This window comes from Amycolatopsis sp. NPDC024027 (assembly GCF_040638975.1).
GTDB lineage: Bacteria > Actinomycetota > Actinomycetes > Mycobacteriales > Pseudonocardiaceae > Amycolatopsis.
This window is the reverse complement of the sequence record NZ_JBEZYY010000030.1, coordinates 45,268-64,956: the sequence shown is the minus strand read 5'-3', so window position 1 is coordinate 64,956 and position 19,689 is coordinate 45,268. Positions and strand designations below refer to the sequence as shown.

Here is a 19,689-nt window from a genome sequence, read left to right as displayed (position 1 = left end):
GACTGTCCTTTCAGGACTCGAGCGGCGTGTCGAGGAGGAGGGTGAGCTCGCGCGCCAGCGCCGCGGTGCGCTCGCCGGTCCGCCCGCCGAGCGGGGCGAGGAGCCGGTCGAGCAGCTCGGCCACGGTGGCGATCGCCGGCTCGGTCACCTCCCGCCCGCGGGCGGTGAGGCGCAGCCGGACGGTCCGGGTGTCGGCCGGGTCGCGGGTGCGTTCGACGAGTCCTTCGGCGTCGAGCGCGCGGGCGAGTTTGGAGACGTAGAGCGCTTCCAGGCCGGTGTGGTCGGCCAGCTCACGCTGGCTCGGCCTCGCTCCGGCGCGCTCCAGCCCGGAGAGCGAGGACAGGAAGACGTACTGCGCGTGCGTCAGCCCGATCGGGGCGAGGGCGCGATCCACCGCGACCCGCCACTTCGTGGAGAGGCGCCAGACGAGGTGACCGGGAGTGCTCATGCCAGAAACTGTACATGGCTACTAAGTACATGGCTACTATTTAACGTGCCGACCGGCCGAACCGGCTCGGTGCCCCGTCAGCCGGCGAGTTCGCGGATGCGGTCCATTGCCCGCCGGACCTCGGCGAAGCCGGTGGTGAGCGGGCTCAGCCCGATGCGGATGCCGTCGGGACGGCGGAAGTCGATGAGCACGCCGTGCTCGATGAGGACGCGGGAAAGCCGTTCGGCGTCCGGGTGGCGGAGGGTGACGTGGCCGCCGCGGCGGTCGTCGTCGCGCGGGGAGGCGACGGTGAACCCGAGCGGGACGAGCCACGCGTCGGCGAGGGCGAGCACCCACCGGCCCAGCGCGACGGCCTTGGCCCGCACGCGGTCGATACCCGCTTCCGCCAGCAGCGCCACGCCTTCCTGGACGCCCACCATGCCGAGCACCGGCGGCGTGCCGGAGAGCGCCCGCCGGATGCCGGGTGCGGGCACGTACTTCTCGGCCATGCCGAAGGTGTCGGCCGCACTCATCCAGCCGGTGACGGGCTGGCCGAACTCCGCGTGGTGGCGGGCGTTGACGTAGAGGAACGCGGGCGCGCCGGGGCCGGCGTTGAGGAACTTGTAGGTGCAGCCGACGGCGAAGTCGGCGCCGGCCGCGTCCAGCTCGACCGGGAGCACGCCGACACTGTGGCAGAGGTCCCAGACGACGAGGCCGCCGCGCTCGTGCACCAACCGCGTGACGGCGGCCAGGTCGGTGATCGCGGCCGTCCGGTAGTCCACATGGGACAGTGTGACGACCGCGGTCCGCGGCCCGGCGGCCGCGGCGACGTCTTCGCTTCCGGCCCACCGGACGGTGAGGCCGAGTTCGGCGGCGACGCTCTCCACGAGGAACCGGTCGGTGGGGAAGTTCGCGGTGTCGGTGACGATCTCGTCCCGCCCCGGCCGCAGCGCGACGGCGGCCCGGAGCGCCTTGTAGAGGCAGACGGACGTCGAGTCGGCGACGATCGTCTGCCCGGGCGCGGCCCCGAGCGCGACACGGCCCAGCTCGTCCCCGATCGCCTCGGGCAGCGCGAGCCAGCGCTCTTCCCAGGACCGGATGAGCCGCGCACCCCACTCGTGGGCCACGAGTTCCTGGAGCCGTTCGGCGGTGGCCCGCAGCGGACGGCCCAGGGAGTTCCCGTCGAGGTAGGCGACGACCCCGGGGTCGGTGATCGGGACGAACCGGTCGCGGAAGGCGGCGAGCTCGTCTTCGGCGTCGAGACGGTCCGCCGCCTCGGGCGAAAGATCGGTGGCGGTCAGTGCTTCTGTTCCTTGACCCGCACCGCTTCCTGCCGCACCTCGGCCTGGGTGGCGCGTTCCCGCACCAGCCAGTCGGGGCTCTCCGCCTTCAGCGCCTCGATCTGCTCGGTGGTCAGCGGCTCGGTGATGCCGCCGCGGGTGAGGCCGCCGATGGAGACGCCCAGCTTCGCCGCGACCACCGGCCGCGGGTGCGGGCCCGTGCGGCGCAGCTCGCGCAGCCACTCCGGCGGGTCGGCCTGCAGCGCGTTCAGCTCGTCGCGCGTCACGACGCCCTCCCGGAACTCCGCGGGGGTGGCTTCGAGGTACACACCCAGCTTCTTCGCCGCGGTCGCGGGCTTCATCGTCTGGGCGGTCTTGTGCGACGTCATGCCGTCCAGGGTAGCCAGCGTCACTCCCGGTAACCTGACCCGGTGACCTCTTTCAAGCTCGCGTACGTCCCGGGAGCGACCCCCGCCAAGTGGGTGCGGACCTGGGGCGAGCGGGTGCCGGAGGTGCCGCTGACCCTCGTCCCGGTCGCCGCCGCGGACGCCGCGGCCCTGCTGCGCGCCCGGGACGCCGACGCGGCCTTGCTGCGCTCCCCGATCGACCGGGACGGCCTGCACGCCATCCCGCTCTACACCGAGACGACGGTCGTCGTGGTGCCCAAGGACCACCTGATCGCGGCGGCGGACGAAGTGTCCACCGGCGACCTGGCGGACGAGGTCGTGCTGCACCCGCTCGACGACACGCTGGAGTGGCCGGCGCTGCCGGGCCGCCCGGCGGTTTCGCGGCCCGAGACCACGGCCGACGCGATCGAGCTGGTCGCGGCCGGCGTGGGGGTGCTCGTCGTCCCGCAGTCGATCGCCCGGCTGCACCACCGCCGTGACCTCACCTACCGGCCGGTGGAGGACGCGCCGCAGTCGAGCGTCGCGCTGTCGTGGCCGGAGGAGGAGACGACGGACCTGATGGAGCAGTTCATCGGGATCGTCCGCGGCCGGACGGTGAACAGCACGCGCGGGCGCCCGGCGGCACCGGCCGAACGCCGGCGGGCGGAACGCAAGCCCGCCGCGGCGAAGGCGGCCAAGTCGGCCAAGGCGGCGAAACCGGCCCGGCGGAACACGGGCGGGGGCGCGGGGAAGCGCCGCCGCCGGGCCTGAGCTCCCAGCGCCGTCAGGAGGTCGCGCAGACGCAGTTGCCGTCGGCGCGGTCGGGCAGGTCGGGGTCGTCGAACCAGTGCCCGTCCTCGCCGAGGTAGCGGAAGTGCAGGACCGTGCCCGGCGCGACGTCGACCGAGGCCGACCGGCGGCCGTTGGACCGTGGCGTGAGGTGGTGGCGGCCGGGGGTCCAGTCGTTGAACGAGCCCACGACGCTCACCCGGCCGGGCGGCGCGCCGATCGGGAGGCTGAAGGTGACGCGCGGGGTGCCGGCCCGGCTCTTGCTGATCTTGATCACGGGTGTTCGGGGCCTTTCGTGGGGATGGTCGAGGGGGTGTGCTCGGCACTGAGGCTCATTCCGGTTGGGCCGCCGCGACCCACGACGATGCCGCCGGTTACCGCGGAAGTCTTCGGCGGCCGACGGCTGAATAAGCCTCACTGGGCGCCGACATGATGGCACACCTGTGACGATTCGGTCACGCCCAGTGCCCGATCGGGTTACGGCGCCGCTCAACGGTCCGCCACCGACCGGGTGGTCCTCGGGTGAACCATGATCATCTTGGGGTTGCCCGCGGGTGGCGGTGGGAAACTGACAGCCGTGACCGTCGTCGCTGATCGTCAAGTCAAGGACCCGTGTGCCTGGCTCAGCGCCGTCATCCACGAGCTCGCCGACGCCCCTCCGGCCGACACGCGAGCGGTGCTCTTGACGGTGTGGGACGGGCTGGTCGCCGCCCGGCTGGCCGGGCTGTACGCCGCGGCCGCTTCACCCCGCTGGCGGGCCAGACAGCGTCACGCCGAAGCGGTCGAGTTCGATCTCGCCGTGCAGCTGGCGCGGAACTGCACCATCGGCACCGGCCTGGCCATCCCGGCCCGGCTGCCGGGAGCCGCGGTCGCCTGGCCGGGGGAGCGGGCCGACGCGGCGGTCGCGGCGGTGGTTTCCTTCTGCGGCACGGCGGAAGCGGTGCTGCGCCGCGCGGGCGAGCTGACGCCGGTGTGGGAGGACAGCCTGCTCGGGCCGGTCGCGCTGGCCCGCTGGCTGGCGGACTGCTGGACGGGCCGCCACACCGGCTGCCCGCTGCGGCTCCCGGTGCCCCCGCCGCCGTGGTGGCGCTGACAGCGTGTCCGTCAGGTGAAGGCTGGCGCGAGGGGAGAGAGGAGGCGGGGAGTGAGCGACCCGTGCTCGAGACTCCCGGAGGCAACCCGCGCGGCGGTGCGCGCGCTCCTGCTGGCCGAGCTGACGGCGGCGGGCCGGCGTGCGACAGCCGCGGGCTGCGCACCCGAGGTGCTGACGGCGGTGTTCGAGGCCCGGCGCCGGCAGGTCGAGGACGGCTGACCGGCGTCACGCTCGCGCGCCCGGTGGACACATGAAGAAGGCCCGGTTCCCCCTCCCAGGGAACCGGGCCTCCTACCCCCCCCGGGCGGTGTCAGCTGGTGGTCAGCGTCGTCGAGATGACGTCGTTGGCCGTGTTCGGGTCGGTGCTGCCGAAGACGCCCTTCCACACGGTGAACTTGATCTCGGCGGCGGACAGCGGCTTCTCGACGACCACGCGCGCGCCGACGAACTCGTACGCACCCGGCGAACGGCGGTCGTAGAAGAAGCCGGTGACCTTGCCGGCCGGCTCGGTCGCGTAGTACTTCGGCATGCCGCCGACGCGCTCGACGACGCGCAGGCCGTCCGGCAGCGAAAGCTGGCCGCCGAACTGGTCCCAGACGTTGCCGACCGGGACGGCGGAACCGACGATGTCGAGCACGTCGCCGACCTTCGGGGCCGTGTTGCCGATGATGACCTGGCCGGCCCGGTAGTCGACCTTGGCGGTGGCGAAACCGCTGTCCAGGCCCTTCACCCGCTGGCCGGCGGTCAGGACCACCGGCTTCCCGAGCGTGCCGTCGGAGCTGCGGAACGCCGAGTCGCCACCCACGGTCGTCCAGCCTTGGCCGAACCCGGCGCGGTCGACCGACTTCACCGCGTAGCTGCCCGGCGGGAGGTCCTTGAACTCGTACTGGCCCTTGGCGTCCGTCTGCACCGCGTTGCCGGTGCCGTCGATCACCATCCACTGGCCCGCGATGGCCGGCTCACCCACGTCCTTCAGACCGTTGCTGTTGACGTCGCTCCACACGTCGCCGGTGATGGAGCCGGTTGCGGCGGCGTGCGCCGGGGCGGCGAGGGCGAGCGGTGCGGCGACGGCGAGAGCGAGGGCGGCGAGGCGAGCGAGGTTCTTCATGGCGTGTTCCCCCCAAGGGAGCCGGTCTGGCTGGTTTCGACGAGGAGAACTCTGCCGGGCAGGTCTTCAAGGAACCTCCAGGTGGCCTTTGAGCTTTTCTGGAGGCCGCGGTGGGCGGGAGGATCACAGGAACGTCACATCGGGATCATCGGGACAACGGCACCGCGCGGTTTCCGTCTGTAGGCTGGGTTTCCTGGAGGGTGGGGGCGGACGTGGAATTCCGGTTGCTGGGGTCGATGGCGGTACTCGTTGCGGGAAAACAGGTCCCGCTCGGTGGCCCGAAGCCGCGCACCTTGCTGGCGGTGCTCCTGGTCAACGCCGGTCGCGTGGTGCCGGTCGACACCCTGATCACCGCGCTGTGGGGCGAGAAACCGCCGAACAGCGCTCGTCCGGTGGTCCACACGTACGTTTCCGCGCTGCGCCGGATGCTCGGTGACCAGGACGACGCGCTGCGCAGGCAGGCGCCGGGATACGTCCTCGACGTCGCACCCGAGTCGATCGACCTGGTCAGGTTCGAGCGGGCGGTGAGCGCGGGCCGGCGGGCGCTGGCGGCCGGTGACGCGCGGCCGGCCGCGACGACCCTGGCCGAGGCACTCGGGCTCTGGAGCGGGTCCCCGCTCGGTGGCGCGGAGGGTGAGTGGGCGGAATCGGAGCGGACGAAGCTGGCCGAAGCCCGGCTCGTCGCGGTGGAAGCCCGGCTGGAGGCGGACTTCCGGCTCGGCCGCGGCAGCGCGCTGGCCGGGGAGCTGGCCGAACTGGTCGCCGAGCACCCGCTGCGCGAACCGTTGCGTGCCCAGCTGATCCTGGCGCTGCACCAGGCCGGCCGCCAGGCCGACGCGCTGGCCACCTTCCACGAGGCACGCCGGCTGCTCGACGACGAACTCGGGGTGGAACCGGGACCCCAGCTGCAGGCGGCGTTCCGGACGGTGCTCGCCGAACCCGCGGGCGAAGCGGCGACGCCGGTCGCGGCGCTCACGCCGAGCCTGCTGCCCGCCACCATCTCGGACTTCACCGGCCGGCGCGAAGACGTCGACCAGGTCCTGCGGGGATTGCGCCCGGCCGGCTCGGCCGCCCGGGTCTGCGCCGTCTCCGGCAAGCCGGGGTCGGGCAAGACCACGCTCGCGGTGCACATCGCCCACCGGATCCGCGACCGGTATCCCGACGGGCAGCTCTACGCCACCCTCCACGGCAACCACCCCGAACCGGCCGATCCGGACGAGGTGCTCGCCAGGTTCCTGCACGCGCTCGGGGTGGCCGGCGCGGCGATTCCGGGCGAGCCGGCGGAGCGCGTCGACCTGTACCGGTCGCTGCTCGCCGATCGCCGGGTGCTCGTCGTGCTCGACGACGCGGCCGGCGAGAAGCAGATCCGGCCCTTGCTCCCGCCCGGTGGCGGCTGCGCGGTGCTGGTCACCAGCCGGGTCCGGCTGGCCGCGTTGGAGGGTGCCGCCCTGCTCGACCTGCACGAGCTGCGCGAGGAGGAAACCCTCGAACTGCTGGCCAAGCTGGTCGGACCGCGGCTGGCGGCCGAACCGGAGGCCGCGCTGGAGATCGTGCGGCTGTGCGGGCACCTGCCGCTCGCGGTCCGCATCGCGGGTGCCCGGCTGGCCGCCCGGCCGGACTGGACGGTGGCCCGGCTGGCGCAGCGGCTGGGCCGGAAGCAGCGGCTGCTCAACGAACTCGTCCTCGGCGATCTGGAGGTCCGGGGCAGCCTCGCGGTGAGCTACGACGGCCTCGGCGAGCAGGAACGCACCGCGCTGCGCCGGCTCGGCATGATCGGCGTCCAGGACTTCGCGGGGTGGCTCGCGGCTCCGCTGCTGGACATCCCCGTCGCCGAGGCCGAAGACGTGATCGAGCGGCTGGTCGACGCGCAGCTGCTCGACCCGGCCGGCGCCGACGTCACCGGGCTGAGCCGCTACCGCATCCACGACTTGACCCGGGCGTACGCCGCGGAGCTGTGCGACGCCGAGGAGGCCGCCGGCGAAGTCCGCGCGGCGCTGGACCGGGTGGGCCGGGACGCGCTGACCCTGGTCCGCTGCGCGTCCGGCCGGCTGCCTTCACCGGACGGCTCCGGGCGGCTCGACCACGCCACCGTCGAAGGCATCCGCGGCGATCCGGACGCCTGGTTCGAGGCCGAGGAGGACCTGCTGGTCGGCGTGGTCGAGCGGATCAGCGAACTGGACCTGGTGCCCACCGCGGCCGCGCTGGCCTCGGCGCTGTCTTCGTCGACCTTCGCCGCCCGCAACCAGTTCCGCCAGTGGCAGCACACCCACACCGCCGCGCTCGCCGCGGCCCAGCGCGCCGGCGACCGGGCGGCGGAAGGGCTGCTGCTGAGCGGGATGGGGACGCTCTATTTCGAACAGGACCGGTTCGACGAGTCGCTGGCGTACTACCACCAGGCGCTCGCCGCGTTCGCCGAGGTCGGCGACCGCCTCGGCCAGGCCCGGACCTGGCTGAGCCTGAGCTTCGTGCTGCGCGAGCGCGGCTCGTTCGCCGACGCCGAACGGGCGCTGACCGAAGCGGTCCCGGTGTTGCGGCGCGAAGGAACCGACGAGGAGCTGGCCCAGGCCGAGCACAACCTCGGCATGATCCTCACCGAATCCGGCGACCTGAGCCGGGCGGCGGACTCGGTGGCCAAGGCACTCGAACATTGGCGCGCGTCGGGCAACCGCCGTGGGGCGGCGCTGGCCCTGCGGTCGACGGGCATCATCCACCGCGCCGCGGGCCGGCTCGCCGAAGCCGCCGACTGCTGCACCCGGGCGGCGGCCGAGCTGCGCATCGTCGGCAGCCGGCTCGTCGTCGCCTACGCCGACCAGGCGCTGGCGAAGGTGCGGATCCGGCAGGGCCGGGGCGAGGAGGTCCGCCAGTCGCTCGAGGAGGCCTTGACCACCTGCAACGAGCTCCAAGACGGCTTCGGCCAGGCGCTGGTCCTGCGCACCCTCGGCGAACTCGACCTCGCGGCGGGCGCACCGGAGGCCGCCACCGCGCACCTGACCCGGTCCCTGGAGTGGTGGAAGGCACTGGACCTGCCGGTCTGGCAGGCCAGGACGATCCGCGACCTGGCGCTCGCGGCGGCCTTGTCCGGGGACGAACGCCGAGCGGCCGTCCTGCGCGACAGAGCACGCGCGGTGTTCGAGCGGTACGGCTGCCGCGAGGCCACCGAACCGCTGCCACTTCCGTTGCCGCTTCCGCCGGACGCGTCCCACCGGGTGCGGTAGCAATCCTGCGGACGGGAACGCCCCGACGGCCGCTGTGGGTGCGTTGGGCGCACCGAAGGCCGCGTTGGGGCGCTCGCCGGCTCCGCGCGGGCTGCTCGGGTGCGGGTTGCTTGGCCGCGTGGGGGTTGGTTGGCCGGGTGGGGGCTGCTCGAGCGCGCCGGGCTGCTCGGCCGCGGGGTTGCTTGGCCGGGCGGGGGTTGGTTGACCGCGCGGGGGCTGCTCAAGCGCGCGGGGCTGCTCGGCCGCGGGGTTGCTTGGCCGGGCGGGTTGCTTGGCCGGGCGGGGGTTGGTTGGCCGCGCGGGGGCTGCTCAAGCGCGCGGGGCTGCTCCGCTGCGCCGGGCTGCTTGGCCGCGCCGGGCTGCTCGGGGTGCGGGTTGCTTGGCCGCGCCGGACTGTTCGGCCGTGGGTTGGTTGGCCGCGCCGGGTTGGTTGGCCGCGTGGGGGTTGCTCAAGCGCGCGGGGCTGTTCGGCCGCGGGGCTGCTTGACCGCGCCGGGCTGCTCGGCTGCGGGGCCGCGGGCCGCTCGGCCCCGCGGCCGCTCAGCCGCTCGCGCTCAGCGGTCGAGGATCGCCAGGACCGTGGTCACGATCCCCGCCAGGCGCTCCTGGTTCGCCAAGGCCGCCGCCAGCCAGTCGTCGCGGGCAGTGGTGTCCGGGGCGCGGCCGCCGAACACCGTCCGGACCACCGTGGTCACCGCCGCGGCGGGGGCTTCTCCCCGGTTCAGCCGGGTCTCGATCGCCCGCAGGGCCTGCTCGGCCAGGCCCGCGAGGCGGGCGTCCGCCAGCTCGTGCTCGCCGACCAGTTCCAGGGCCGGGAGCTCCGCCGGCATCGGGGCGACCGGGGCCTGCTTGTGCCCCAGCGGGCGCTCGACGTGCTCCGCGTGCCACGCCGGCCGGGTGCGCATCGCGGTCAGGACCCGGTCGACCTCGCGGTCGAGGGCGTCGCGGGTGGCCGGCTCGCCCGTGACCTCGGCGCGCCGGGCCGCCCAGCCGTCCAGGGGCCACAGCTCGGCGCCCGCCGTGGCCGGCACCCCCACCCAGACCAAGATCTGCACCGCCAGGTCGCACAGCCACGGATCGCCGCCGAGCGCCCCGGCCAGCCACGCCGGCAGGCGCGGCCGCTGCAGTGCCCCGATTTCGCCGCGGCGACGCCGGTGCGCGTCGACCGTGGCCGGGGTGAGGCGGGTCGCCAGCCAGCCCTCGAGGTTCTCGATCGGGCTCGTCGCGCGCCGCAGCGCGTGGTCCACCACCGCCTCGACGTCGTCGTGGAAGCGGTCGAGGCAGTCCGGGCGCAGCCATTCGAGCCCGCGGGCGCAGTCCGCGTGCCGGCGCCGGTGTTCCATCGGCTTGGTGATCCGCGTGAAGACGAGCGGCCACGCCACCGTGTAGACCCCGCCGCGCAAGCGGGCGAGGGCGCGGGGCCGGGCGGCCGCCGCCGAGCCGGCGAGCAGGCCGTCGCGGGCCAGCTGCCGGACGCCGGCGACGTCGGCCGGGCCGGTGGTGTCGAGCACCCTTCCTCCCCGATGCCGAACGGAAACCCGACGGGAAAATGGTCGGGCAGCCGCGGATGCGGAAAAGGCCGCGGGCGGGCCGAAATGGCGGGGAACTGGCCAATACGTGGCCACCCCGGAATCACCTGATCGGCGCAGCCGGTGCCGCCGATCGCCACGAAGTGCCCGTGTCACAATACAAATCCATGGCACACGAGGACGGGCTGCTCCGGGAACTCACCACGTTGCGGCGTGGCTGGGGATTGGAGGCCGACCGGCTGCGCAGCCGGCTCGGGCCGCTCGTTTCCGGCTGGTGTGAAATCCACCGGACGACGAGCGATCGCGACGCGCGCCGCGTTCTGCGCGAAGCGATTTCTTCCGCGATCGCGGAATTCCCGGCCGACGACAGGCTGGCGGTGAACGTCGCCTTGGGCATCGCGCCCGGCGCCCAGCACGCCCTGCTGAGCGACCGGATCGGGGTGCTCGCGGATCAGCTGCGCGTCTCGGAGCGCACGGCCCGGCGCCGCGTCGACCGGTCGTTCGCCCGGCTCGCCGCGGAGATCGAGGCCGGCACACGGCCGGGTGCCGGCGTGCCCGACCCGGAGGAGGGCTGGTTCGTCAAGCGGCTCAACGTGCTCGTCCGGCTCGACACGGCCGAGCCGGAGGTGACCGAGGAACGGCTGATCGTGGCCACCCGCGACGCCCTCGGCCGGATCGCCGCGCAGTTCACGGTGCCCCGCACCGAGGACGGCCGGGACGGCGAGCGCGACGTCGCCGCGGACGCCCGGCACGGCGTCCGGATCAGCGCCGGCGTCCGGGAGGGCCAGCGGCACTTCCGCTGGCTGCTCGACCTGCCGCGGCCGCTGTCCCGCGGCGACAGCCACACGTACTCGCTGGTGTACCGCATCCGGGACGGCCTTCCGATCCGGCCGTCGTACGTGTTCGTGCCGCTGGTGACGTGCGAGTCGTTCGAGGTGCGCGTCCGCTTCGACCCGCGGCGGCCGCCGCGGGTGGTCTGGCGCCTGGACCGCGTCCCGCCCTCGGTGCTCGCCGATCCGCCCCAGCCGGGCGAGCCGCTGCCGCTGGACGGCGCGGGCGAGGTGGCGCAGGCATTCACCGCGCCACAGCTGGGGTACGCCCACGGGCTGCGCTGGCTACCCGGCTGAAATATTCCTTGACGTGAATATTCTGCCGTGTGAATACTTGGCCCGTGGACGAGATCGCCGCGGCGCTGGGGGACGCCGCGCGGTGGCGCATCGTCGAACTTCTCGCCGAGCGCCCGCGCTCGGTCGGGGAGCTGGCCGAACTGACCGGGCTCCGGCAGCCGCAGACCACCAAGCACCTGCAGACCCTCGCCCGTGCCGGCCTGGTCACCGTCTTCCCGCTCGGCCGGCGGCGTGTGCACGCTCTCGAAGCGGATCCCCTGAAAGCGCTCGCCGCGCGGTTGGGGGAGCTGGCTGACGCCACCGAGGCGCACGCCGGTGAGCGGGCCGCCGTGGCGCGGTACCGCGCGACGATCGAGGTGGATGCGGCGGCCGCGGACCGGGATCGGTGGGCGGACGGGCGCACGTTCACGTTCGACCGCCTGCTGCCCGTGCCGGTGGGTGCCGTCTGGCGGCACTGGACGGACCCGGACCTGCTCGCGTCCTGGTGGGTGCCGTCGTCGATGACGGTCACCGCGTGCACCCTCGAGCCGCGGCCGGGTGGCCGGGTCGTGCTCGGCTACCGGGACGCCGACGGCGGGTACCACGCCGAAGGCCGGGTGCGGGTCGCCGACGAGCCCGGCCGCCTCGGGTTCGACCTCGCGGTGACCGGCCCGGCGTCCTTCACCGGCCACTACGACCTCGAGCTCCTCCCGGACGCGGCCGGTACCCGGCTGCGGCTGGGCCTGCGCATCACCGCGACGACCGTCGGCGCCGTCCCGTTCATCGCCGGGATCGAAACCGGCTGGAGCCAAGTGCTCGACCACCTCACCGCCGTGCTTTCCGAGCGAAAGGCCTGAATTCCATGACCGAGCCGACCGGCCGCCGGGTGACGGCGAACCTGAGTCTCACCCTCGACGGGCGTTACCACGGCCCCGCCGGCCCCGCGGACATGGGCGCGATCCTCCCGTACGCCACGACGGAAACCGCGCGCCGCCACTTGGGCCGGATCTGGGAGGGGGCGACGACGGCGGTCCTCGGGCGCCGCAACGCGGAGGGTTTCCTGGGGTTCTGGCCGACGGTGGCGGCGGACGAGAAGGCGGATCCGCGCGACCGCGCCTACGCGCGATGGCTGGTGGACGCGGAAAAGGTGGTCTTCTCGGCAACGTTGCCCAGCGCCCCGTGGGACCGCACCCGCCTGGTGAACGCACCGGCCCCGAAAATCATCGCGGAGCTGAAGACCGAACAGGGCGGCGACATCCTCGTCAACAGCAGCGCAAGCGTGATAAAGCCACTTCTGGCGGCCGACTTGCTGGACCGCCTCTACTTGATGATCTGCCCCGAAATAGCGGGAGCAGGGCCCCACTTGTTCGAAGACGGCCTACCGCCCTCGAAGTGGCACCTGACCCACCACGAAGCGGGCACCAAGGGCGAGACGGCAATGGTCTACGACCGAGCACGCTGACGACGAAAGAATGCACAAAGGACACACAAGCCAAGGCCGGCACCTCAGCCGACCACGCCGGGATCACCCACCGAGGTGAACAGCCCAAGGTGACCCAGACGGGGGTTCGGCCGAGGCGCAGGGCCAGAGGTCATGCCCGCTCAGACGTCGGCTTCGATGGCGAAGGTGTTGCCATCCGGGTCCTGGAACCAGGCAACCCGCCCACCACCGGCCCGGGCGGTGATCCCCTGCGCATCGTGTTCGAGCTGCTCATACCGGGCGAACTCGACGCCGGCGGAAGTGAGTTCGCCGACAACCTTGTCGATATCATCGACATACCAGGTCGCCAGCGTGGCGGGGCTCTTCCCGGCGGTATCGGACTGGTACACGTTCAGCGCCGGTCCGCCACCAGCTCCGTAGGTCCGACTGCCTTCGGCAATGTGGGCACTAGGGCCGGACTGCAGAGCCTGCAGGCCAAGCTTCCCTTCGTAGAAGGCAACCGCCCGCCCAATATCGGACACCGCAATAGAAGCTCTGAGGTGGTAAGTGCTCAGGGTCATAAACCACCCTAGCCACCCAATCGAGCCCGCGCGCAACTCCGCACGTGCCCTCTCACGAACGCAACGGTCCGACGCACAACCAAGGTGAGCGAGCAGCCCAAGGCAACCCAGACGGGGGATGAGCCAGCGGCCGAAGGTGACCCAGACGGGGAAGCCAGCGGCCAAAGGGCCCCAGCGACACGGTCAGCCAGCGGCCAAAGGCGACCCAGACGGGGGTCCGGGGGCAGAGCCCGCCGGGCGGGGTCTGGGGGTTGCACCCCCAGAAGAAAACAACGAAACGAGAGAGCCCGGACGAGGAAGCGAAGCGCCGAGCCGGGCTCACGAGTGTAGGGCGGGCGGGGCTCGAACCCGCGGCCAAGGGATTATGAGTCCCCTGCTCTAACCAACTGAGCTACCGCCCCCTCGCCTCGGGGTTCGCGAACAACCCGAGGTTTGCATCTGCACAGAACACTCAGTTCGCTTCAAGTTATCACAGCGGCCATCCGGGGAGATCCGGTAGGCCAAACAGGTTGAAGTGGCCGCCGACTGGCGCAGGCTCGTTTAGGTTGCAAGGGCGTGACCGCTGACCGGAACGGCGGGAGGAAGCAATGGGCTCTGCCACCTCGTCTTCTTACCGGGCAACCCGGCTGGCGTTGCTGAACGCGTTCACCGCGGGGGCTGGTTTGGGCTATCTCGCGCACGAGTACCGGGAGGTCGTCGTGGCGAACCCCGGGGTCATCGGCTTGGCGTTGTTGCTTCTGTTCGCGGCCGGTTATCTGATCCGCGCGGTCGCGCGTGCGTTGCGGCGCGCGGGTTCGCGTGTCGACGCCATTTTCGCGGAGGAGCTGGGAACCAAGCCTTCGCCCCGTCCGCGTTGACGGAAAGCCTTGGCAGGCAGGGCGAAGGCCGCGGATTCCGCTCAGCGGCTGCTGGGTGTCGGTGTCGGGATGGGCGGAGTCGGCTCGAGAGAGGTGCCGGGTGCCGGGAAGTCCGACGTCGGGGTGAGGGACGTGCCGGGCGTCGGGGTCGGGAGGTCCGAAGCCGGCGTGCGGGAGGTGCTCGGCGTCGGCGTGTCGGAGGTGGCCGTCGGTGTCGGGGTGCCCGGTGCCGACGCCGTGGCGTAGGCCGCGTAGCTGAACCAGATCCGGCCGGACGTTTTCGGCGTGTCCTGGGTGGCCATCGCCCGCACCCGGAACGTGGTGGCGGTGGCGGAGTCCTGGACCGTGCTGAGCAGGTACCCGTAGGCCGCGCCCGGCGTGATCGGTGAAACCACGATGGCCTCCGGTACTTCGCCGAGGCTGTGGGACACCGTGCAGTAGCCGCCGCTGTCGATCACGCAGGTGGCTTGTCCCGCTTGGACGGCCGGTGCCGGTGCCGGGCCGGCCGCGGCCGAGGCGCCCGCGAACGCCACCGCGCCCGCGGTGACCACCGCGGCGCCGGCGAGTGCGGCGAGCGCGGTTCGTGCTGTGTTCCCCATGGAGATCCTTCCTGAGTGGTGATGCACCGCGCATCGCTGCGCCGGCCGCCGCCGTTACTCGGGATCCCTTTGTACGTCTTGTGTATGTCGCTGTGCTGCTGATCGTCCACAAAGGAATCGCCGGTCAGGCCGGCAGGAGTTCCCGCTCCTGCTCGGCGGCGTACCGGCGGGCCAGGGTGGCGCAGACGATCAGCTGGATCTGGTGGAACAGCATCAGCGGCAGCACGATCAGTCCCACCTGGGCGTGCCCGAACAGCACCGTCGCCATCGGCAGGCCGCTGGCCAGGCTCTTCTTCGACCCGCAGAACACGATCGTGATCCGGTCCGCGCGGGCGAAACCCAGCAGGCGCGCGCCCAGGCCCGTCGCCGCCAGCACCGCCGCGAGCAGCGCGCAGCACACCACGCCCAGCACGAGAAGGTGGCCCAAGTCGAGCCGGTGCCAGATGCCCTCCGTCATGCCCGCGCTGAACGCCGTGTAGACGACCAAAAGGATCGAGCCGCGGTCGACCGGTTTCAGCGCCGCCGCGTGCCGCGTGATCCAGCCGCCGATCCAGCGGCGCGTCAGCTGGCCCGCCACGAACGGCGCCAGCAGCTGCAGCACGATCCCGAGCACCGCCGAACCGTCGACGCCCGCGCCGTCGCCGGCCAGCAGCAGGGCCACCAGCAGTGGCGTCAGCACGATGCCGGCCAGGTTGGACAGCGACGCGCTGCAGATCGCCGCCGCGACGTTGCCGCGGGCGATGGACGTGAACGCGATCGAGGACTGCACGGTCGAGGGCAGCACCGCCAGGAACAGCACCCCGGCCGCCAGCTGGGCCGGCAGGATCGACGGCGGCAGGAGGAACAGCGCCAGGCCGAGCAGCGGGAACAGGACGAACGTCGCCGCGAGCACCACCGCGTGCAGCCGCCAGTGCCGCAGCCCGTCGAGGGCTTCCTGCGTCGACAGTCGGGCGCCGTACAGGAAGAACAGCAGGCCGACGGCGATCGTGGTGGCGACGCCGAAGCCGCCGGCCACCGCGCCCGAGGCGGGCAGCAGGGTGGCGACGCCGACGGTGGCGAGGATCGCGAGGACGAACGGGTCGAGGCGTAACCGGGACATGGATCTCCTTCCACGACCATTCTCGGCGACCCGATGCTCATTCGGAACCCCGATGACCGGACTGACTGTCATCGCGAATCGCGATAAGCTCGCCCGGTGCTGGACCCTCGCCTGTGCCGTTCGTTCCTCGCCGTCGCCGAGACGCGCAGCTTCACCGCGGCCGCCCGGCGGCTGGGGGTCGGTCAGCCGACGATCAGCCAGCACGTGCGACGGCTGGAGCGCGACTCCGGCGGGCTGCTGTTCGCCCGCGACACCCACACCGTCGAGCTCACCGCACGCGGGCAGGCGATGCTCGGGTTCGCGCAGACCGTCGTCGACACCGAAGAGCGCGCGGAGCGGCATTTCCGCGGCGCCGAACTCCGCGGCCGGGTGCGCTTCGGCGTCTCCGAGGACTTCGCGCTGGGCGAGCTGCCGGAGATCCTGCACCGGCTGCGCCGCAGCCACCCGCTGGTGGACGTCGAGCTGACCGTCGAGCTGTCGGACGTCCTGACCCAGCGGCTGCGGTCCGGGCAGCTCGACCTGGTGCTGGGCAAACGCCGCCCGGGCGCGCACCACGGCCGGCTGCTCTGGCGGGAGCCGCTGGTCTGGATCGGGTCGGCCGCCACCGTGCTGGAGCCGGGCCGGCCGGTGCCGCTGGTGCAGTACCCGATGCCGTCGATCACCCGGCAGCTGGCCGTGGAGTGCCTCGAGCGCGCCGGCCTCGAGTGGCGCGCGGCGTGCCAGACGTCGAGCCTCACCGGCCTGCGTGCCGCGGCGGCGGCCGGCCTGGGCGTCACCCTGCACGCGCGCAGCCTGATCCCGGCCGACCTGACCGAGCTCGACGGCCTCCCGGAGCCCGGCGACATCGAGTTCATGCTGCTGGCCCGGGAGTCGATGGAAGGCCCGGCGGCGGCACTGGCCGAGTTCGTTCTGGAGCGCGTCCGGCACTAAGCCGCCCATGTCCCCGCCACCACCCTCGACGGAGGAGCTTCGCTCCCGGTTACACCTGATCGCCGGTGAGCAATCGGCGCAGGCGGCCGAGCGCGCGGTGCTGCGCGACCCGCACCGCCCCCGGCGTGGACCCGACCGCCGCGGCCGTCTCTTCGGCCGACAGCCCGACCACCACCCTCAGCACGACGATCTCCCGCTGCTTCGCGGGCAGGATGTCCAGCAGCCGGGCGAGCCGCTCGTTCAGCTCGAACCGCAGCGCCCGCTGCTCTGGCCCGGCCGTCTCGCTGACGCTGTCCGGGACCTCCGGTACCGGGTCGCTGCGGTTGCGGGCCGCGGCGCGGTGGGCGTCGGCCACCTTGTGCTGGGCGATGCCGTAGACGAACGCCAGGAACGGGCGGCCCTGGTCGTGGTACGACGGCAGCGCGGTGAGCACGGCGAGGCAGACCTCCTGGGCGACGTCGTCCGCCGAAGTGAACGAACGCTCGTGCCGGCCGACGCGGGCGCGGCAGTAGCGGACGACGAGCGGCCGGACGGTGGCGAGCAGGCGCGCGATCGCGGCGTCGTCGCCGGCGATCGCGGCGGCGACCGGCTCGTCGTGGTGCCGCCAGTGCGGCGGGAACACCTCGGCGGGCTGCGTCGCGGCGATCTCCCGGACCAGCGCCCGGCTGCGGACGCGCAGCAGGGCGCCCTCCACGTCGAGCCCGGCGCGCAGCGAGTCGTGCAGGGCGGCGTTGGACTCCCGCAGCTGCTCGGTGATCGCCCGATCCCCGTACTCGGTTGCCGGCATTTCGCTCACCTTTTCCTGTCCCGCTGGTCACCGGGCCGAGCGGCCCGGAGTCGCCTGAGGCGTTCCCGCACGTGGCGGAGGGTGGAACGGACCGTCGCGGGGGCGACCCGGAGCGCCTCCGCGATCTGGGACGGCGTGAACCCGTCGAGCGACCACGCCAGCACCATCCGCTGCTTGCCCGGGAGGGCGGCGAGCAGCTCGATGAGCCCCGCGTGCTGTTCGACCAGCCCGGCGAGCTCCTCGTCGTGGTGCGGGTCGCCCGCCAGGGTCCAGTCGGCTCGCGCGTCGCCCGGGGCGTCGATCAGCCGCCCGGCGACCCGGCGCACCCAGGCTCGCGGGTCCTCGACGGTCGGCCACGCCTCCAGCGCGTGCAGCATTGCCTCGGCGGCGACGTCGCGGGCCGCCTCGACCTCGAACCCGGCCTTGCAGAGGAACGCCACGAGGGCCGGGAAATCGGCGCGGAAGAACGCGTCGAACTCGTCGTGACCGCACACGGAAACTCCACCACCCCTCGCCCTCACAAGGACAGGTGCAGTGAGGGGCCCGCTACGTGTAACGATCGGATCAAGACTGCTCGGTAGGAGTAATGGACCGCGTCGGCTCGGTGACGGCTCGTGACGAACGGCCGCGGCCGTGGTCGGAGCCTTCCGCGCGTGGTGCCGCCCGGCTCCGCGAACGGCGGGTTCCGGACGGGCGGCAGAGATCGTCGCCGGCGAACGCGTTTCGATCACTCTCGACCGGAAACCCGTACCGGACAACGCGGAAGCGGACCGGTGCCGCCCGGCCCGCGACCCCTCGGCGGCCCGCGGACGTCGTCGATCGGGTGACGTGATCGACATCGAGATCCCAGGAAGAAAGGCGTACTCTCATGTGTTGCAGTCTTGGTTGCCCGGAGGGTGAGCCGGGGACCGAAGCCAAAACCCCCTTGACCCAAGCGGACACGCTCGCGCGCCCGCCGGAGTTAAGTCGGTTGACGCGCCCCAACAATGGGAAGCAGTAAGAGAAGCAGCAAGGAGGTGAACGAAGGAAATGGAAGCCACGATGACGGGCTGGGCGGAACTCGCGGCCTGCAAGGACGAGGACCCGGAACTGTTCTTCCCGATCTCCGAGGTCGGCCCCGGCGCCCGGCAGACGGCGCAGGCGAAGGCCGTGTGCGCGCGCTGCCCCGTGCGCGCCGAATGCCTCGGCTACGCGCTCGACAACGGCCTTGACCACGGCGTCTTCGGTGGCGTCACCGCGGTCGAACGCCGTCAGCTGGTGCGCACCGCGCCTGAGCGGCACCGAGCGGCCTGACGCGCCGCCCGGTGACCTCTTCCCGGCGGCCTCGAGCACAAGCACCGAATCCGGAAGAAAACCATTCCGGCCGTGTGCGCGCCCGGGTGGGTGATTCCCCGCGAATCACCCACCCGGGCTTTTTTGCGCGCATTATCTATGCGTCGCTTTGCATCTTTCCCGGGGAGCGGGGGGCACCGTCGTCGGCCGGCCACGTCTCCGGCAGGCCCCACGCCGCCGCCTCGAGCGACTCGAACGCGGCCATCGCCGTGATCACGCCGCCCTCGATCGTGAGGAGGGTGACGCCGAACCACCGGTGCTCGCGCTCGTCCGGGCGCCGCAGGTAAGTGGCCACCGCGGGCTGGCGGTTGGCGCGCACGGGCAGCATCCGGAACCGCCCGATGCAGTCGGGCGACGCCGGGTCCATCGAGAGCGACAGCGCCCGGATGATCGCAGCGCGACTGCCGAACCACAGCGTGTACGGCGGCATGATCGCCTGCGCGTCTTCGTGCAGCAGCCGGGCGACCGCGGCCGGGTCGCCGGCCTCGTACGCGGCGATGAACCGCTTGAGCAACGCCGTTTCCTCGGCCGTCGGATCGCCGGTCGTCCACTCCGCACGCCGCGCGGGCAACCGCTCACGCAACGTCGCGCGAGCCCGCTGGAGCGCGCTGTTCGCCGACGCCACGCTCGTCTCCAGCAACGCCGCCGTCTCCTTCGCCGACCAGCCGAGCACGTCCCGCAGGATCAGCGTCGCCCGCTGCCGCGGCGGCAGGTACTGCACGGCGGCGAGGTAGGCCAGCTCGATGGTCTCCCGTTCGACCACGGCGGCACCGGGGTCGTCGCTGTTGCCGGTGTTGCCGGGGGCCGCGCCATCGAGCAGCCGGTCCGGGTACGGCTCGAGCCACGGCAGGTCGGCGGCCGCGATCGGCCCGGCGGGCTCCCCGGCCGGGCCGAGCTGGTCGGGCAGCACCCGCCGCGGACGGCGGGCGAGGACGTCGAGGCACGCGTTCGTCGCGATCCGGTAGAGCCAGGTGCGCACGCTCGCCCGGCCCTCGAACCCGTCGCGGCCCTTCCACGCGCGCAGGAACGTCTCCTGCGCGAGGTCTTCGGCGTCGGCCAGGGACCCGAGCATCCGGTAGCAGTGCACCTGGATCTCCCGGCGGTGCCGTTCGACGAGCGTCTCGAAATCCGGAGCGTGACCCACCCCGGCA

The 19,689-nt window shown here is 72.8% G+C and carries 22 protein-coding genes and 1 tRNA gene; 10 read left to right on the top strand and 13 right to left on the bottom strand.

Features of this window, described 5'->3' with window-relative positions; translation table 11 throughout:
• Positions 1-10 precede the first annotated feature (10 nt).
• The 3 genes from AB0F52_RS45150 to AB0F52_RS45140 all read right to left on the bottom strand — a co-directional run bounded on the left by AB0F52_RS45150 (position 11) and on the right by AB0F52_RS45140 (position 2,096).
• Entirely contained in the window at positions 11-448 is a 438-nt protein-coding gene (locus AB0F52_RS45150; RefSeq protein WP_360184647.1) for a MarR family transcriptional regulator, read from the bottom strand.
• 77 nt (positions 449-525) lie between these two features.
• A complete protein-coding gene (locus AB0F52_RS45145; RefSeq protein WP_360184765.1) occupies positions 526-1,728 on the bottom strand; it encodes an aminotransferase class V-fold PLP-dependent enzyme in 1,203 nt (400 codons plus the stop codon).
• The gene (locus AB0F52_RS45140; RefSeq protein ID WP_360184645.1) at positions 1,725-2,096 is read right to left on the bottom strand and encodes a DUF5997 family protein; all 372 of its coding nucleotides are present in this window, start codon (positions 2,094-2,096) and stop codon (positions 1,725-1,727) included. Before AB0F52_RS45140 ends, AB0F52_RS45145 begins: the two co-directional genes overlap by 4 nt.
• Positions 2,097-2,138: 42 nt before the next feature.
• Between AB0F52_RS45140 and AB0F52_RS45135 the strand changes: the two genes are divergently transcribed.
• Positions 2,139-2,864 carry a LysR substrate-binding domain-containing protein gene (locus tag AB0F52_RS45135; protein WP_360184642.1) on the top strand — a complete coding sequence of 242 codons (726 nt, stop codon included), beginning with the start codon at positions 2,139-2,141 and terminating at the stop codon, positions 2,862-2,864.
• 13 nt (positions 2,865-2,877) lie between these two features.
• On the opposite strand, the gene AB0F52_RS45130 is transcribed toward AB0F52_RS45135, so the two are convergent.
• Positions 2,878-3,159 carry an isoamylase gene (locus AB0F52_RS45130; protein ID WP_360184639.1) on the bottom strand — a complete coding sequence of 94 codons (282 nt, stop codon included), beginning with the start codon at positions 3,157-3,159 and terminating at the stop codon, positions 2,878-2,880.
• 300 nt (positions 3,160-3,459) lie between these two features.
• Here AB0F52_RS45130 and AB0F52_RS45125 point away from each other — a divergent pair, with 300 nt between their 5' ends.
• Positions 3,460-3,975 carry a hypothetical protein gene (locus tag AB0F52_RS45125; protein ID WP_360184636.1) on the top strand — a complete coding sequence of 172 codons (516 nt, stop codon included), beginning with the start codon at positions 3,460-3,462 and terminating at the stop codon, positions 3,973-3,975.
• Between the two features lie 51 nt (positions 3,976-4,026).
• Positions 4,027-4,194, top strand: coding sequence for a hypothetical protein (locus AB0F52_RS45120; protein WP_360184633.1), 168 nt, complete (start codon positions 4,027-4,029; stop codon positions 4,192-4,194).
• A gap of 91 nt (positions 4,195-4,285) precedes the next feature.
• On the opposite strand, the gene AB0F52_RS45115 is transcribed toward AB0F52_RS45120, so the two are convergent.
• On the bottom strand, positions 4,286-5,083 hold the full coding sequence (locus tag AB0F52_RS45115; protein WP_360184631.1) for an SdrD B-like domain-containing protein: 798 nt from the start codon (positions 5,081-5,083) through the stop codon (positions 4,286-4,288).
• Between the two features lie 236 nt (positions 5,084-5,319).
• On the opposite strand from AB0F52_RS45115, the gene AB0F52_RS45110 reads away from it, so the two are divergent.
• A complete protein-coding gene (locus tag AB0F52_RS45110; RefSeq protein ID WP_360184628.1) occupies positions 5,320-8,298 on the top strand; it encodes a BTAD domain-containing putative transcriptional regulator in 2,979 nt (992 codons plus the stop codon).
• Between the two features lie 554 nt (positions 8,299-8,852).
• Here AB0F52_RS45110 and AB0F52_RS45105 read toward each other — a convergent pair.
• Positions 8,853-9,809: a hypothetical protein gene (locus tag AB0F52_RS45105; RefSeq protein ID WP_360184626.1), complete on the bottom strand. Its 957-nt coding sequence runs from the start codon at positions 9,807-9,809 to the stop codon at positions 8,853-8,855.
• 185 nt (positions 9,810-9,994) lie between these two features.
• Between AB0F52_RS45105 and AB0F52_RS45100 the strand changes: the two genes are divergently transcribed.
• From AB0F52_RS45100 to AB0F52_RS45090, 3 genes are read left to right on the top strand one after another with little or no spacing between them, the layout of a single operon-like run.
• Positions 9,995-10,954 (top strand): hypothetical protein, encoded by a 960-nt coding sequence (locus tag AB0F52_RS45100; protein ID WP_360184623.1) that lies wholly within the window; start codon positions 9,995-9,997, stop codon positions 10,952-10,954.
• A 44-nt stretch (positions 10,955-10,998) separates the two neighbouring features.
• Positions 10,999-11,790: a metalloregulator ArsR/SmtB family transcription factor gene (locus AB0F52_RS45095; RefSeq protein ID WP_360184620.1), complete on the top strand. Its 792-nt coding sequence runs from the start codon at positions 10,999-11,001 to the stop codon at positions 11,788-11,790.
• Between the two features lie 5 nt (positions 11,791-11,795).
• Entirely contained in the window at positions 11,796-12,395 is a 600-nt protein-coding gene (locus tag AB0F52_RS45090; protein ID WP_360184618.1) for a dihydrofolate reductase family protein, read from the top strand.
• Positions 12,396-12,535: 140 nt separating this feature from the next.
• Here the strand turns inward: AB0F52_RS45090 and AB0F52_RS45085 are convergent, their stop codons facing one another.
• Both AB0F52_RS45085 and AB0F52_RS45080 read right to left on the bottom strand, forming a co-directional pair.
• Entirely contained in the window at positions 12,536-12,934 is a 399-nt protein-coding gene (locus tag AB0F52_RS45085) for a VOC family protein (protein ID WP_360184615.1), read from the bottom strand.
• 327 nt (positions 12,935-13,261) lie between these two features.
• A tRNA-Ile gene (locus tag AB0F52_RS45080) sits at positions 13,262-13,335 on the bottom strand.
• Between the two features lie 186 nt (positions 13,336-13,521).
• Here AB0F52_RS45080 and AB0F52_RS45075 point away from each other — a divergent pair.
• The gene (locus tag AB0F52_RS45075) at positions 13,522-13,791 is read left to right on the top strand and encodes a hypothetical protein (RefSeq protein WP_360184613.1); all 270 of its coding nucleotides are present in this window, start codon (positions 13,522-13,524) and stop codon (positions 13,789-13,791) included.
• Between the two features lie 41 nt (positions 13,792-13,832).
• Here AB0F52_RS45075 and AB0F52_RS45070 read toward each other — a convergent pair whose 3' ends face one another.
• Both AB0F52_RS45070 and AB0F52_RS45065 read right to left on the bottom strand, forming a co-directional pair.
• Positions 13,833-14,390: a hypothetical protein gene (locus AB0F52_RS45070; protein WP_360184610.1), complete on the bottom strand. Its 558-nt coding sequence runs from the start codon at positions 14,388-14,390 to the stop codon at positions 13,833-13,835.
• 124 nt (positions 14,391-14,514) lie between these two features.
• Positions 14,515-15,489, bottom strand: coding sequence for a bile acid:sodium symporter family protein (locus AB0F52_RS45065; RefSeq protein WP_360184607.1), 975 nt, complete (start codon positions 15,487-15,489; stop codon positions 14,515-14,517).
• A 96-nt stretch (positions 15,490-15,585) separates the two neighbouring features.
• On the opposite strand from AB0F52_RS45065, the gene AB0F52_RS45060 reads away from it, so the two are divergent.
• A complete protein-coding gene (locus tag AB0F52_RS45060) occupies positions 15,586-16,419 on the top strand; it encodes a LysR substrate-binding domain-containing protein (protein ID WP_360184605.1) in 834 nt (277 codons plus the stop codon).
• A 49-nt stretch (positions 16,420-16,468) separates the two neighbouring features.
• Here the strand turns inward: AB0F52_RS45060 and AB0F52_RS45055 are convergent, their stop codons facing one another.
• Positions 16,469-17,041 carry a sigma-70 family RNA polymerase sigma factor gene (locus AB0F52_RS45055; protein ID WP_360184763.1) on the bottom strand — a complete coding sequence of 191 codons (573 nt, stop codon included), beginning with the start codon at positions 17,039-17,041 and terminating at the stop codon, positions 16,469-16,471.
• A 170-nt stretch (positions 17,042-17,211) separates the two neighbouring features.
• On the bottom strand, positions 17,212-17,700 hold the full coding sequence (locus tag AB0F52_RS45050; protein ID WP_360184603.1) for a sigma-70 family RNA polymerase sigma factor: 489 nt from the start codon (positions 17,698-17,700) through the stop codon (positions 17,212-17,214).
• Between the two features lie 535 nt (positions 17,701-18,235).
• On the opposite strand from AB0F52_RS45050, the gene AB0F52_RS45045 reads away from it, so the two are divergent.
• Positions 18,236-18,499 carry a WhiB family transcriptional regulator gene (locus tag AB0F52_RS45045; RefSeq protein ID WP_360184600.1) on the top strand — a complete coding sequence of 88 codons (264 nt, stop codon included), beginning with the start codon at positions 18,236-18,238 and terminating at the stop codon, positions 18,497-18,499.
• 136 nt (positions 18,500-18,635) lie between these two features.
• Here AB0F52_RS45045 and AB0F52_RS45040 read toward each other — a convergent pair whose 3' ends face one another.
• Positions 18,636-19,682, bottom strand: coding sequence for a sigma-70 family RNA polymerase sigma factor (locus tag AB0F52_RS45040; protein ID WP_360184597.1), 1,047 nt, complete (start codon positions 19,680-19,682; stop codon positions 18,636-18,638).
• Positions 19,683-19,689: the final 7 nt, after the last annotated feature.